This window comes from Erythrobacter sp. NE805, assembly GCF_046452355.1.
Taxonomy (GTDB): domain Bacteria; phylum Pseudomonadota; class Alphaproteobacteria; order Sphingomonadales; family Sphingomonadaceae; genus Erythrobacter.
Genome location: NZ_JBKFDI010000001.1, coordinates 516,904 through 530,621, shown reverse-complemented (window position 1 = coordinate 530,621; position 13,718 = coordinate 516,904). Strand labels below are relative to the sequence as shown.

Here is a 13,718-nt window from a genome sequence, read left to right as displayed (position 1 = left end):
GCGCGGTGCCACCTCCCCATCCCTTCAGGACGGGGAGGGACTGATGGCCGAGGTCATCGCCCTGATCGACTACGGCGCGGGCAACCTCCACTCGGTCCACAATGCGCTCAAGGCCGCGGGGGCGAGTGTCACCGCCACCGCCGACCCCTATGTCGTGCGCGCCGCCGATCGCATCGTGCTGCCCGGCGTCGGCAGCTTCAGGGCCTGCGCCGAGGGGCTGAACGCGATTGCCGGGATGGTCGAGGCGATGAAGGAGCGGGTCCACGTGGGGGCTGCGCCGTTCCTCGGCATCTGCGTCGGGATGCAATTGCTCGCCGACCGCGGCCTCGAGCATGGCGAAACCCCGGGCCTCGGCTGGGTCCCCGGCGAGGTGCGGCTGATCCAGCCCTCGGACGCGAGCATCAAGGTGCCGCACATGGGCTGGAACGACGTCGCCGTGCTCCCCCACGCGAAGGACCACGAGGTGATTGAGGAGGGCGAGGCCTATTTCCTCCACTCCTACCACTTCGCCGCGGAGAACCCGCAACATGTCGCCGCGATGACCGACCACGGCGAGGGGCTGGTGGCCGCGGTCGCGCGCGACAACATCCTCGGCGTGCAGTTTCACCCGGAGAAGAGCCAGGCCTACGGCCTCGCCACCCTCCGGCGCTTTCTGGAGTGGTTCCCGTGATTGTCTTCCCCGCCATCGACCTCAAGGACGGCCAGGTGGTGCGCCTCGCCGAGGGCGACATGGCGCGCGCCACCATCTACGGCGACGATCCGGCGGCGCAGGCGCTGCTCTTTGCCGAGGCCGGGGCCGAGCACCTCCACGTCGTGGATCTCGACGGCAGCTTCGCAGGCGAAAGCCGCAACCGCGCGGCGGTGGAGGCGATCGTCGCGGCCTTTCCCGGCTATGTGCAGCTCGGCGGCGGCATCCGCGATGCGGCGGCGGTGGAGGGCTGGTTCAACCTCGGCGTCGCGCGGGTGGTGATGGGTTCGGCGGCGCTCAAGAACCCTGAATTCGTCAAGGAAATGGCTCGCGAGTGGGCAAACGGCATCGTCGTGGCGGTCGACGCGCGTGACGGCATGGTCGCGACCGAGGGCTGGGCGGAGGTCTCCGACGTCCCCGTCACCGACCTCGCCCGCCGCTTCGAGGACGCCGGCGTTGCCTCGCTGCTGTTCACCGACATCGGCCGCGATGGCCTCCTGAAGGGCGTGAACATCGAGGCCACGGTGGACCTCGCCCGCCGCGTCGACATTCCGGTGATCGCCAGCGGCGGGGTGAAGGGCCTCGACGACATCCACATCCTCTCGCTCCACGCGCACGAGGGGATCGAGGGGGTGATCACGGGGCGGGCGCTCTACGAAGGGCGGCTCGATCTCGCGGCGGCGATCGCGATGGGGGCGCGGGTGTGAACGAGATTGAGGCGATTGTTGCTCTGCTTATCGGACTAGGCGGGCTGTGGGTGACTGTCACCTCGCTCATGCGCGGTGAATTCATCGGCGAGAATGGCCGTCGCATCGCAAAGAGTGACTCGCCAACCCGGTTTCGTTTGGAGGCTTCGGGGTGGGCTGTCATCTCGCTTGCCTGTCTTGGATTCGCCGTTTGGAAGTTCTCAGCGCAATGACCGTCCGCATCCGCGTCATCCCCTGTCTCGATGTCGCCGATGGCCGCGTGGTCAAGGGCGTCAATTTCGTCGACCTCAAGGACGCGGGCGATCCCGTCGAGCAGGCGCGCGCTTATGATGCGGCGGGGGCGGACGAGCTGTGCTTCCTCGACATTTCCGCCAGCCACGAAGGGCGTGGGACGTTGCTCGACATGGTGCGGCGCACGGCGGAGGTGTGCTTCATGCCATTGACCGTCGGCGGCGGCGTGCGCTCCGCCGAGGATGCGCGGGCGCTGCTGCTCGCGGGGGCGGACAAGGTCGCGGTCAACTCCGCCGCCGTCGCCCGGCCCGAGCTGGTCGGCGAGATCGCGCAGAAGTTCGGCAGCCAATGCGTCGTCGCCAGCGTCGATGCGCGCCGCACCCCGCGCGGGAATTGGGAGATCTTCACCCACGGCGGGCGCAAGCCGACCGGGATAGACGCGGTCGAGTACGCGCTGAAGGTTGCGGGGCTGGGCGCGGGGGAACTCCTTGTCACCTCGATGGACGGGGACGGGACGCAGCGCGGCTACGACCTCGACCTCACCCGCGAAATTGCCGACGCCGTAAGCATTCCTGTGATCGCCAGCGGCGGCGTCGGCAGCCTCGCACACCTCGTCGAAGGCGTCACCAAGGGCCACGCCAGCGCGGTGCTCGCCGCCTCGATCTTCCACTTCGGCCACCACACCATCGCCGAGGCCCACGCGGCGCTGCGGGCGGCGGGGCTGCCGGCGCGCGGTTGAATTCTCGTCATTGCGAGCGTAGCGAAGCAATCCATGGACCGGTGTCTCCAACTGTGGCGAGCCAGGTCCATGGATTGCCGCGTCGCCTGCGGCTCCTCGCAATGACGACAGAGAGCCGCGTGTCCGACACCCTTGCCCGCCTCGAAGCGACCATCGCCCAACGCCTCGCCGCCTCGCCGGAGACGAGCTACGTGGCGAAGCTCCATGCCAAGGGGCTCAACAAGATCGCCCAGAAGCTCGGGGAGGAAGCCACCGAGGCGGTGATCGCCGCGCTCGCCGGGGACGAACAGGAACTCGTCGGCGAGGCGGCGGACCTGCTGTTCCACCTGATGGTGCTGCTCGCCGAGAAGGGCGTGCCCCTCGAGAAGGTCCTCGCCGAACTCGACCGCCGCGAGGGCACCTCGGGCCTCACGGAAAAAGCCAGCCGGAGCGCATAGATGCCGATCGACCCGACCCTTCCCTATGACGACACCAACATCTTCGCCCGCATCCTGCGCGGGGAGATCCCTTCGCGGCGGGTCTACGAGGACGACTGGGCGCTCGCCTTCGAGGACATCAACCCGCAGGCCGAGGTGCACACGCTGGTGATCCCCAAGGGGCGCTACGTCAGCTGGGACGACTTCTCCGCTAAGGCCTCCGAAGAAGAAATCGCCGGCTTCATCCGCGCCGTCGGTGAAGTGGCGCGCGCAAAGGGCCTCGTCGAGCCCGGCTATCGCCTCCTCGCCAATATCGGCCGGCACGGCGGGCAGGAGGTGCCGCACCTCCACGTCCACATCTTCGGCGGCGAACCCCTGGGGCCGATGATCGCGCGACGCTGACCGGCTGCCCCCGTTCGGTGGCGGTTCATCCAGAAATGGCACAGACCGCTCTTTGCAGGGATTCCCCGCTAGGCTAGGTGGCGCTTGATGACCTCTCCCACTCCCCCCGGCGGCATCCTCGACGGTGCGCGGCATCTCTATGCCGTGCGCGTCTATTACGAGGACACCGACCTCTCGGGGATCACCTACCACGCCAATTACCTGCGCTGGTTCGAGCGCGCGCGCAGCGACCTGTTGCGCTTGCTCGGCATCGACCAGCGCGCCGCGATCGAAAGCGGGGAGGGTGCCTATGCGCTCTCCGAGGTCAACCTCAAGTACCTGCGCCCCGCGCGGCTCGACGACGACGTCGTGATCGCCACAAGCTGCACCGAGGTCGGCGCGGCCTCGTGCCGGATGCACCAGACCGCCTCGCGCGGGGACGAGCTGCTGTGCGAGGCGCAGATGCGCGTCGGCTTCATCACCTTGGGCGGCCGCCCGCGCCGCCAGCCCGCCGCGTGGCGGGACGCCTTTCAAACCTTCATGAACAAGGATGCCTGACCCCGTGACGCTCGACCTGCTCAGCGCCGCCGCTGCCGCTCCGACCCGGCTCAACCCGGTCGACCTGTTCCTCCAGGCCGACATCATCGTTCAGGCGGTGATGGCCGGGCTGATCCTCGCCAGCGTCTGGGTGTGGACGATCATCGTCTCCTTCTCGCTGCGCGCGGGCTCGCTGCGCCGGAAGTCGCGCGATTACGAGGAGGAGTTCTGGGAACAGCGCGACCGCGAGGGGCTGCTGACCAAGCAGGCGAGGAAGGACATCCCCGCCGCGCGGGTCGCCGGGGCCGGGCTCGACGAGTGGAAGAAGTCCACCGCCAAGCAGCCCGTGGATCGCGACGCCGCCCGCCAGCGCATCGCCGCGGCGATGGAGAGCCAGATCGCCGTCGAAGCCGACGAGCTCGCCGGGCGGCTCAACTTCCTCGCCACGGTCGGTTCGGTCGCGCCCTTCGTCGGCCTGTTCGGGACCGTGTGGGGGATCATGAACTCGTTCTTCCAGATCGGTGCGCAGCAGAGCGCCTCGCTCGCCGTCGTCGCCCCCGGCATCGCCGAGGCCCTGTTCGCGACCGCGATCGGGCTGTTCGCGGCGATCCCCGCGGTGATCGCCTACAACCGCTTCGGCGGCGCGGTCGACCGCTACGAGGCGAGCCTCCAGCGCTTCGCCGACAAGCTCCACATGGGCCTCAGCCGCGAGCTGGACCGCGCCTGATGGGGATGGGTCTTTCCTCCGGCGGGCGAGGCCGTCGCAGCAAGCGCACCCGCCGCGCGGCGATGTCCGAGATCAACGTCACCCCGCTCGTCGACGTGATGCTGGTGCTGCTGATCATCTTCATGGTGACGGTGACGCTCCCCGCGGATGGCGTGCCGGTCGAGCTGCCCGAAAGCCGCGCTGCGCCGGTCGAGGAGAAGCCAGACCAGATCACCGTCTCGATCGACGCCGCGGGCACGATCTACATCGAGGAGGACCCGGTGCCCGCCGGCGGGCTCCCCGACGCGCTCGCGGCGCTGCAACGCGGCGGCGAGCCCCCGCTTATCGTCCTGCGCGGCGACCGCAGCCTCGACTATGGCAGGGTGATGCAGGTTATGGGCGAGCTGGGGCGCGCCGGGTTTACCTCGATTTCGCTGGTCACCGACGGTTCAGTTACGCCGCCATAGCTCGAGGGTGAGATGGGTGAGAGGACGCTCCGCAACGACGAGAAGGTCGGCCTTGCCGCGGCGCTCGTGCTGCACGGCGCGCTGGTCGCCGTGCTGCTGATGCAGGCGGTGCGCAGCGAGGTCTCGGTCTTCCCCGAGCGGATCGAGGTGAGCCTCGCGACCGACGTCGGCCTCGAGGCTGCCGCGCCCGATCCGGTGTCGGAAAGCCGCGCCGCGATCGCCCCGACGCTCGCTCCCGAGCCCGCGCCTGCGCCCGAACCGGCGCAGCCCCAGCCGGCGAGCCGCCCGCAGCCGACGCCGCCCAAGCCGACGGTGCGCAACCCGGCGAGCCAGCCCGCAACTTCGCGCGACCGCTCGCGGCCCGATCGCCCGGCGTCCAGTCAGACGGCTCAGCAGCGCCCCGCGCCCAAGGCCGGGGGCGGGAGCCGGATCGGCGACGATTTCCTCGACGGGAAGGGCTCCTCGACGACCACGCAGGAAACCCGCGCCCCGGCGGCGAAGTTCGGCGCACAGGAGGCGGCCGACCTGCGCTCGGCGATCACCCGCCAGATCAAGCGCAACTGGACCGCCCCCAATGGGGTCGATGCCGAGCTGCTCGTCTCGGTGGTGAGCTGGCGGCTCAATCCCGACGGGTCGCTGAAGGGCCGCCCGACCTGCCGTACCAACCCCAACAGCATCACCGAAAGCAACCGCCCGCAGGCCGCGCTCCATTGCGAGCGCGCGATCCGCGCGGTGCAGCTTGCCGATTTCTCCAAACTGCCCGAACAGTTCTATAGTCGCTGGGACGACCTCGAGTGGCAATTCGACCGAAGGCTCTGACATGACCAAGACGTTCCTCCTGCTCTCCGCCGCGCTGCTGGCAAGCCCGCTCGCCGCGCAGGATCTCGGCGCCCCGATCGGCACCGACCAGAAGGTCGAGAGCGTGGCTGTCGATGGCAAAGACGATGACGACGGCCCGCTGCGCGGCACCGTCACCGACGAGAGCGCCTGGTCCGACATCGGCATCGCCATTCCCGCCTTCGCCACCGACGCCAACAAGCCGACCCCGGCGAACGAGGCGGGCACCGCCGCGCTCGGGCGCGAGATTTCGCGGGTCATCACCGCCAACCTCCGGAACAACGGATTGTTCAAGCCGGTGGGCCCCGACGCCCTCCCGGCGCCGGGCTTCCCGCAGGTCACCGCGCCGGTCTACGACACCTGGAGTGGGCGGGGCGCGGAGATGCTGGTGCAGGGCTATGTCCGCGCGCGCGACGATGGCCGGCTGGTGGTCGGCTGCTACCTCTACGACGTGCAATTGAAGAACCAGCTGGTGCGCGAGGGCTGGGTGGTCGCGCCCGGGGACTGGCGGCGCGCGGCGCACAAGTGCTCCGACCTCATCTTCTCGCGCCTCACCGGCGAGAGCCCCTTCTTCGACAGCCGCATCGCCTACATCGCCGAGACTGGCCCCAAGGACCGCCGGGTCAAGCGCCTCGCGGTTATGGACAGCGACGGGGCGAACCACCGCTTCCTCACCCTGGGCAGCGCCACCGCGCTCACCCCGCGCTATTCGCCCGACTATTCGAAGATCCTCTACCTCTCCTATGTCGACGGCAATCCGCGCATCTATGTCTATGACATCGGCACCGGCAGGCAGACGCTGGTGACCGAGAACAGGAACCCGACCCTCGCCCCGCGCTGGTCGCCGGACGGCCGCTCGATCCTGTTCTCGATGGCGGTCGCGGGCAACACCGACATCTACCGCATCCCCGCGACCGGCGGGCCGGCGGTGAAGCTCACCGACAATCCGGGGATCGATGTCGGCGGGTCGTTCTCACCCGATGGCACCAGGATCGTCTTCGAAAGCGACCGTTCGGGCAGCCAGCAGTGCTACATCATGGACGCCGACGGGAAGAACCAGAAGCGCATCAGCTTCTTCGGCGGGCGCTGCGCCACGCCCGAATGGAGCCCGCGCGGCGACCAGATCGCCTTTACGCGGATCGCCGGGGACTTCAACATCGCCGTGATGAATACGAGCGGCGGCGGTATGCGCGTGTTGACGAACGGCTGGCAGGACGAGGCCCCCACCTGGGCCCCCAATGGTCGCATCATCCAGTTCTTCCGCACCGAAAAGAATTCCGGGCGTTCGGGGATCTGGCAGGTGGATCTCACCGGCCAGAACGAGCGTCGCCTGCCCACTCCCGTCGATGCCTCCGACCCTGCCTGGGGCCCGATCCGGCCCTGACGATCACGTGAAAGGAAAAGAGCGATGAACAAGAAGATTGCCACGATCCTGCTGCTGGCCTCGGCCACCGGACTTGCCGCCTGTGCGAAGAAGGCGCCCGAGACCCTCCCGCCGGTCGCGGGCGAGACCCCCGCGCCGACTACCCCGCGCGAGACCTACACCCCGCCGAGCGGCCCGCAGGTCGGCACGCAGGCGCATTTCGCCCAGGCCGTCGGCTCCTCGACCACGATCTATTTCGACACCGATCGCTACAACATCGACACCCAGGACGCCGCCGCGCTTCAGGCGCAGGCGCAGTACTTCGCGCGCTTCCCGCAGCTGACCTTCACCATCGAAGGCCATGCCGACGAACGCGGCACCCGCGAATACAACATCGCGCTCGGCGAGCGCCGCGCCAATGCCGCCAAGGCCTACCTCGTCAGTCTCGGCGTCGACGGGAACCGCATTGCGGTGATCAGCTACGGCAAGGAGCGCCCGGTCGCGCTCGGCTCGGACGAGGCTGCCTGGGCGCAGAACCGCCGCGCCGCCTCGGTGATCATCAACTGAGGGATCAGCCGTTGAGCAGGCCGGGCGCGAGCTCGGCCTGTTCGGCCACCAGCGGAGCGTCGAGGCCGGCGAGGTCGCGCGCCGAGCCGACCACGCACAGCCCCGCCAGCGCAAGCGCGCAGAACAGGCTGGAAAGGGTCAGTTGCTGGCTCATCATCCGTCTCTCGCCGGCGCTCCGCACAGGGGAGGCGCCGCTCGTCCTTTTGCGGTGCAACATTTCACATTGCAACCGGTTCCCACCGTTCTCACGCCTTCCCATTTCGGGCCACCGCGCCTAGATGGGGAGCGTGACTCCATCGACCAACGACATGCAGCCAGCTGCCCGCGGACGCGGCCAATGAGCCGCGCCGGTCGCTCGATGGACTGGGGCTTCCCGCGCTGGCGGGGCTACGGCTCCTCGCGCGAGGCGGCCAAGGTGCGGATCTGCGACCGGCACGGCTGCGAGGAACCGGGCGATTGCCCCGCGCCCAAGGCCCCCAACAGCCGCGACCGCTGGTATTTCTGCCAGAAGCACGCCGCCGAATACAACGCCAAGTGGGACTATTTCGAAGGTCTCGAACAGGCCGAGCGCGAGGAACGCGCCCGTGCCGAGCGCCGCGACAACGCGGGCTATGCGGAAGCCTCGCATTACGGCTGGGCGGGCTCGGGCGACGGCTCGCGCTCGGCCGACGAGATGCGCGCCTTGGAGGTGCTGGGGCTCGAGGCCGATGCCGATTTCGAGGCGGTGAAGAAGGCGTGGCGGGCGAAGGCCAAGGAGGTCCACCCTGACGTCAAGCCCGGCGACGCCGAGGCGGCGCGGCAGTTCCAGCTGGTCCAGACCGCCTACGAGGTCCTGCGCGCCGCCGAGGAGCGGCGCAGCTGGAAGGGCTGAGCCGGGCCTAGTCGGCGCGCGGTCCGGCGAAGCCTTTGGCGACCGCGTTGATCTGCGGGTCGGGGTTGTCGTTCCACCACGCGACGTCGGTCCAGGGGCGCACGTCGATTTCGTGCGTCCAGCAGTTCCTCGGCTGGTGGGCGAGGTGCCAGTAGGTCTCGGCGAGCGCCGCGGGGTCGATCACCCCGTCGGCGCCCTTGCCCTGCTTGAAGGCCTCGAAGCGGTCGCCCAGCAGCTTGCCGAGCGTGTCGGGGGCATCGACCGCGCCGTCGACCACCACGTGCGCGACATGGACGCCCTGGGCTGCGAACTCGGCATTCAACGTCTGGCACAGCATCCGCCGCCCGCCCATCGCCGCGGCGTGGCTGTGCTGCCCGGCATTGCCGCGCACCGCCGCGGTCGCCGAGGTGACGAGGATCGTGCCGTGCGGGCCGCCGTTCGCGGCGCGCTCGACCATGCGCGGGAGCAGGGCATGGGCGAGGCGGAACACCCCGTAGGTGCCGAGCCGCCAGCCGAGCTCGAAGATGCGGTGCGGGGTGTTCTCGAGGCTGCGGTTCCCGATCTGCGCCCCGAGGTTGTAGAGCGCCGCGCGGATCGGGCCGATGTCGCGCTCGGTGCGCTCGACCAGCTCCTCGATCGTGCCGTCCTCGGCGGCGTTGAGCAGCGTGCCTGAGGCGCTGCCGCCCGCCGCCTCGATCTCGGCGACCATGCGGGCCAGCCCCGCCTCGTCCGAGCGGCGAGCGAGCACCGCGTGATAGCCCCCCGCGGCGAAGCGTAAGCCGGCATTGCCCCCGATGCCGGCGCCCGCGCCGATCACGAGGAACACGGGTTTGCGGCTGTCGGTCATGCTGTCCTCCCTGCAAGCCCACCCCCAACCCCTCCCGCCTGCGGGAGGGGAGCGAGACCTGCCAGCTTTGCTGGCTAGTCGCAGCGGGGTGGGCAGGGCAACCTAAACGTGCTCCAGCGCCTGCGCAAAGTCGGCGATGAGGTCGCCGGCGTCCTCGATGCCGATGCTCACCCGCACCAGGTTGTCGGTGATGCCGAGCAGGTCCTTCCTCGCCTGCGGGACCGAGAGGTGGGTCATCGAGGCGGGGTGGCTCGCCAGCGTCTCGGTGCCGCCGAGGCTGACCGCGAGCTTGGCGATGGTGAGGTTGTCGAGGAAGGCGAAGCACTCGGCCTCGCCGCCCCTGAGGAACAGCGAGAAGGTCGATCCGGCGCCGAGGCAGTGGCGGTCGTAGATATCCTGCTGGCGCGGGTCCTCGATGAAGCCGAGATAGCCCAGCCCGGTGACCTTGGGGTGATCGCGCAGGAAGGCGCAGACCTTCGCGGCGTTCTCCCCGGCGCGCTGCATCCTGAGCTCGACCGTCTCGAGGCTGCGCAGCAGCATCCACGCGGTGTTGGGATCGACGATCCCGCCCATCGTGTTCCTGAGGGCCCGCACCGGCGCAATCCACTGCTTCGCCCCGGCAATCGAGCCCGCGACGAGGTCCGAATGCCCGCCGACATACTTGGTCAGCGAATAGGCGACGATGTCCGCGCCGTGCTCCAGCGGCCGCGACCACAGGGGGCCGAGGAAGGTGTTGTCGATCGCGATCGGCGTGCCGGGCAGGGCGGCGTCGCGCGCGTCCCGCACCGCCTCGACATCGACCAGCGCGTTGGTGGGGTTCGCGGGGCTCTCGAGGTAGATCATCGCGACCTTGCCCCCGCGCTCATCCGCCTGGGCCCTGGCCTTCGCCAGCACCGCGCCGAGTTCCTCGCGGGTCGCGCCGGCCGGGAAGTCGACATAGCTGACCCCGAAGCGCGACAGGGTCCTGGCGACGAAGCCCTCGGTCGCGGCGTAGAGCGGGCCGGAGTGGACGATCACGTCCCCCGCGCTTGCATAGGCCATCATCAGGATGCAGATCGCGGTCATGCCGCTGGCGAAGGTCAGCGCGTCCTCGGCCCCGTCCCACACCGCGAGACGGTCCTCGAGGATCTCCTGGTTGGGGCCGTTGAAGCGCGAATAGACGAGGCCCTCCGCGCCGCCTTCGCGCAGGCCGGTGATGCCCTCGAAGTGGCGCTTGCCCGCGGCCGCGCTCTCGAAGGCGAAGGTGCTGGTGAGGAAGATCGGCGGTTTCAGCGAGCCTTCCGAGAGCACCGGATCGAAGCCGTGGCCCATCATCAGCGTCGCGGGGCTGAGCGGGCGGCCGCCGATCTCGCGCCGGGCGGGCTTGGGCTTGCGGCGGGGGGTGGGGGTGTGGGTCGCATCGACGGCGTCGGTCATGGCGACGGGTCCTTCCTCGTGAGCGCGCTCCCAGGAAGGCGGGAGCCGGTCCGCGGGGCAGGGCGCCCGTTCCTAACCTCCGCAGGAACGCCTCTCCGCTGCCGCCGCTGTGCTGGGCCGAGAGCTATCGCCCGCGTACGATCCTTTCAAGCGGGGCGCGAAAGATTTCACGTGATGCTTGCGATCAACCACACCACACCGACGATGAGCAGAGCCCCGGCGACGTCGAGCAGCGCGCCCGCCGTCACCATCCGGCCGATCCGGATGCGCCCCGTCGCCCAGGCGATCGCGTTGGGGCCGGTGCCTGCGGGGAGCATGAAGCCCCAGCTCGCCGCGATCGCCGCGGGGAGCGCGAGCAGGATCGGGTCGACGCCGAGCGCCACGACCAGCGAGCCGACCACGGGCACGATCCCCGTCGCGGTCGCGACGTTGCTGGCGAACTCGGTGACCACGATCACCAGCACCACCACCGCGAGCGCGACCGCGATCAGCGGCCAACTCGCGAGCGGCAGCAGCGCCTGCCCGATCCACGCCGCGAGCCCCGAGGCCTGCATCCCCGCGGCGAGCGCAAGGCCGCCGCCGAACATGAAGATCACGCTCCACGGCGCGCGCTCGGCTTCCTGCCAGACCAGCAGCGGGCGTCCCGTCCCGTCGGGCATCAGGAACAGCGCGAGCGCGGCGATCACCGCGATGGTGCCGTCGGTCCACGAGCCGGGCGGCAGCAGCGGGGCGACCAGCGGCTGGGTGGTCCAGGCGAGAAAGGCGAGCACGAAGATCGGCACGAGCCTGAGCTCGGGCGTGGTCCAGCGCGCGTCGCTGCGGATCGCGGCGCGCGCGGCGGCGATGTCGAAGGGATGCGCCGCTACGGACTGCACCCGGGCGATGATCCACGCGGCGAGCGGCACCCCGAGCAGCACCAGCGGAATGCCGTAGAGCGACCACTCGGCAAAGGTGATGCGCACGCCGACGATCTTGTCGAGCAGGCCGACGGCGATGGCGTTGGTGGGCGAGCCGACGATCGTCCCTAGCCCGCCGATGCTCGCCGCGAAGGCGATGCCCATGGGAAGCGCCCCGGCGATGCCCTCCTGCGGGAGTCCTTGTTGCCCTACCGCTTCGCTACTTGAGGGCGTGCCCTCCTCCGCAATGCTCCCGCCCCCCTCCAGCACCGCCAGCGCCATCGGCATCATGATCAGCGCGGTCGAGGTGTTGGAGATGAACATCGACAGCAGCGCGGTCGAGAGCATGAAGGCGACTAGCAGCCGCACCGGCCCGCCGTTCGCCCCCACCGCGCGCAGGATCGCGAGGCTGAGGCGGCGGTGCAGCCCGGTGCGCTCGATCGCGAGCGCGATGAAGGCGCCGCCCAAAAGCAGGAACAGGATCGGCGAGTAATAGGTCGCCGCGGTCGCCTCGGCGTTGGAGACGCGGGCGAGGGGGAGGACGATGAAGGGCAGCACCGCGGTGACCGTCAGCGGCACCGCCTCGGTCATCCACCAGGCGGCCATCCACAAGGTCAGCCCCGCGACCGCCCAGGCGCCCGCGCCCATCCCGGCGGGGGGCGCGAGCAGCAGGGTCAGCGCGAAGGCGAGCGGCCCGAGAACGAGACCGATCCGGCGCGGTGTCATGCGATGTTCGGCTCCCCCCCGGTGGTGTCCCGGGGGGAGTATCAGCACCCGGCGCGTGGCGGCAAGCCCGCCGCTCGCTGCGCGCACAGGCGCAAGGTCACTCGACCGCGTGCTTGTTCGGCGGGTCGCCGGGAAGGTCGATGTTCGAGAAGAACACCCGCGGCGCCAGGTCCTTGCGTCGCGCCATGGTCTGAAGCTTGCGCGTGCGCTCCCTGGTCAGATCGCAGACCGCCTGCCCGAGTTCGTCCGAACAGCCGATGATCGCCAGCGGGTCTTCGCTTCCGCCCGGTTGCGAGGACGCGAACAGCGTGCTGGGCGGACGCGAACCGCCATGCAGGTCGGCGATGGCGGGTTCGTCGATCGTCGCCTTGACGCCGCTCGTCTCCGCGAGCAGCGCGGAAACGCGGGCTTCGGCATACCTGGTCAGGTGCGCGCGCAGATCAGTCTCGAAGTTCGGGAAATAGAAAGGCGCCGCCTCGGCATAGAGCGTCGAGACCGCGAGCGTGTCGCCCGACTTCTGCGTGCCGCGCAGCGAGTTCACGAAATCGGCCGCCGCAACGTCGAGCAGCGAGGGGACATTGGCGCCGGTGAAGGCGTAGGACTGGAGCTGCGGCCCGCCGATCTCGCCGCGCCAGAAGCCATAGATCACCTTCGGGTCGCGCCAGTGACGGAAGACGATCTTCTCGCGGATGTCGCGCAGCGACACCGGGATGCCGCGCAGATCGATGATCTTCGCCTCGTCGAGCGGCACGCCGCCGATCGTGATCTCGCGCGGTTCGCGCACCGGCCATTCCTTCGCCAACTGCTCCATCAGCGCGACGTTGTGCAGGTTCAGCCAGAAGGCGAGCTGTTCGTTGCGCGGGAGGGCAGCGATATCGTGGGTGGCGACCACCCGCTCCAGGTCCTGCCGGTACTCGGTGAAGCTTGCGATCACATCCTTGTCGAAGAACCGGAACATCGCCAGCGAGCCTTCGAGGCGGTAGCGCGACTGCGGACCGTATTTCAGGCGGGTGCCGACCTGCGGGTCGGGCCGCGGTGCGCCCTTGCCGCTGGAGGGGCCCATGTTGAGGACGAGGCGCTTGAGCGCATAGTCCCAGATCTCGAAATCGATCCTGGTCCGCACCGGGTCGGTGGTGGGCGTGAAGATCGCAAGAGGATCGACTGCGCCGGGTTCGTTCGCGAGTGCAGTCGGGGGCGGGGCGAAGGCGACGGTCGCGGCCGCCAAAGGTGTGCGTTCGACGGGCCCGGAGGCAATCGCCGGGGCGATGATTGCCGAACCTGCCAGAGCGCCGATCACCAGCTGGTAGATCATGTCATGCCTCC

17 protein-coding genes are annotated in these 13,718 nt (G+C 69.6%); 12 read left to right on the top strand and 5 right to left on the bottom strand.

What is annotated here, in order from left to right:
- The first annotated feature begins 43 nt into the window (after positions 1–43).
- The 11 genes from hisH (at position 44) to pal (ending at position 7,639) form a co-directional block, all read left to right on the top strand.
- A complete protein-coding gene (hisH, locus tag ACLBKU_RS02370) occupies positions 44–670 on the top strand; it encodes an imidazole glycerol phosphate synthase subunit HisH (protein WP_410177931.1) in 627 nt (208 codons plus the stop codon).
- The gene (hisA, locus tag ACLBKU_RS02365; RefSeq protein ID WP_410177930.1) at positions 667–1,395 is read left to right on the top strand and encodes a 1-(5-phosphoribosyl)-5-[(5-phosphoribosylamino)methylideneamino]imidazole-4-carboxamide isomerase; all 729 of its coding nucleotides are present in this window, start codon (positions 667–669) and stop codon (positions 1,393–1,395) included. The genes hisH and hisA overlap by 4 nt, the downstream gene beginning before the upstream one ends.
- Before the next feature lie 208 nt (positions 1,396–1,603).
- Positions 1,604–2,365 carry an imidazole glycerol phosphate synthase subunit HisF gene (gene hisF / locus ACLBKU_RS02360; RefSeq protein ID WP_410177929.1) on the top strand — a complete coding sequence of 254 codons (762 nt, stop codon included), beginning with the start codon at positions 1,604–1,606 and terminating at the stop codon, positions 2,363–2,365.
- A gap of 101 nt (positions 2,366–2,466) precedes the next feature.
- Positions 2,467–2,802: a phosphoribosyl-ATP diphosphatase gene (locus tag ACLBKU_RS02355; protein ID WP_410177928.1), complete on the top strand. Its 336-nt coding sequence runs from the start codon at positions 2,467–2,469 to the stop codon at positions 2,800–2,802.
- Entirely contained in the window at positions 2,803–3,183 is a 381-nt protein-coding gene (locus ACLBKU_RS02350) for a histidine triad nucleotide-binding protein (protein ID WP_410177927.1), read from the top strand.
- Between the two features lie 87 nt (positions 3,184–3,270).
- On the top strand, positions 3,271–3,720 hold the full coding sequence (locus tag ACLBKU_RS02345) for a YbgC/FadM family acyl-CoA thioesterase (RefSeq protein ID WP_410177926.1): 450 nt from the start codon (positions 3,271–3,273) through the stop codon (positions 3,718–3,720).
- A gap of 4 nt (positions 3,721–3,724) precedes the next feature.
- Entirely contained in the window at positions 3,725–4,426 is a 702-nt protein-coding gene (gene tolQ, locus ACLBKU_RS02340) for a protein TolQ (protein WP_410177925.1), read from the top strand.
- Positions 4,426–4,872, top strand: a complete 447-nt coding sequence (locus tag ACLBKU_RS02335) for an ExbD/TolR family protein (protein WP_410177924.1) — start codon at positions 4,426–4,428, stop codon at positions 4,870–4,872. The genes tolQ and ACLBKU_RS02335 overlap by 1 nt, the downstream gene beginning before the upstream one ends.
- Before the next feature lie 12 nt (positions 4,873–4,884).
- Positions 4,885–5,691, top strand: a complete 807-nt coding sequence (locus ACLBKU_RS02330; RefSeq protein WP_410177923.1) for an energy transducer TonB — start codon at positions 4,885–4,887, stop codon at positions 5,689–5,691.
- A gap of 1 nt (position 5,692) precedes the next feature.
- Positions 5,693–7,093 (top strand): Tol-Pal system beta propeller repeat protein TolB, encoded by a 1,401-nt coding sequence (tolB, locus tag ACLBKU_RS02325; RefSeq protein WP_410177922.1) that lies wholly within the window; start codon positions 5,693–5,695, stop codon positions 7,091–7,093.
- Between the two features lie 24 nt (positions 7,094–7,117).
- Positions 7,118–7,639, top strand: a complete 522-nt coding sequence (gene pal / locus ACLBKU_RS02320; protein ID WP_410177921.1) for a peptidoglycan-associated lipoprotein Pal — start codon at positions 7,118–7,120, stop codon at positions 7,637–7,639.
- Between the two features lie 4 nt (positions 7,640–7,643).
- Here the strand turns inward: pal and ACLBKU_RS02315 are convergent, their stop codons facing one another.
- On the bottom strand, positions 7,644–7,793 hold the full coding sequence (locus ACLBKU_RS02315) for a hypothetical protein (protein WP_410177920.1): 150 nt from the start codon (positions 7,791–7,793) through the stop codon (positions 7,644–7,646).
- Positions 7,794–7,976: 183 nt separating this feature from the next.
- Here ACLBKU_RS02315 and ACLBKU_RS02310 point away from each other — a divergent pair, with 183 nt between their 5' ends.
- Positions 7,977–8,510 (top strand): J domain-containing protein, encoded by a 534-nt coding sequence (locus ACLBKU_RS02310; protein WP_410177919.1) that lies wholly within the window; start codon positions 7,977–7,979, stop codon positions 8,508–8,510.
- Positions 8,511–8,517: 7 nt separating this feature from the next.
- Here the strand turns inward: ACLBKU_RS02310 and ACLBKU_RS02305 are convergent, their stop codons facing one another.
- The 4 genes from ACLBKU_RS02305 to ACLBKU_RS02290 form a co-directional block, all read right to left on the bottom strand.
- Entirely contained in the window at positions 8,518–9,357 is an 840-nt protein-coding gene (locus tag ACLBKU_RS02305) for an SDR family NAD(P)-dependent oxidoreductase (protein WP_410177918.1), read from the bottom strand.
- A gap of 102 nt (positions 9,358–9,459) precedes the next feature.
- Positions 9,460–10,773 (bottom strand): cystathionine gamma-synthase family protein, encoded by a 1,314-nt coding sequence (locus ACLBKU_RS02300; RefSeq protein ID WP_410177917.1) that lies wholly within the window; start codon positions 10,771–10,773, stop codon positions 9,460–9,462.
- Positions 10,774–10,940: 167 nt separating this feature from the next.
- Positions 10,941–12,395, bottom strand: a complete 1,455-nt coding sequence (locus ACLBKU_RS02295) for an SLC13 family permease (RefSeq protein ID WP_410177916.1) — start codon at positions 12,393–12,395, stop codon at positions 10,941–10,943.
- A 97-nt stretch (positions 12,396–12,492) separates the two neighbouring features.
- A complete protein-coding gene (locus ACLBKU_RS02290; protein ID WP_410177915.1) occupies positions 12,493–13,707 on the bottom strand; it encodes a DUF547 domain-containing protein in 1,215 nt (404 codons plus the stop codon).
- Positions 13,708–13,718 lie beyond the last annotated feature (11 nt).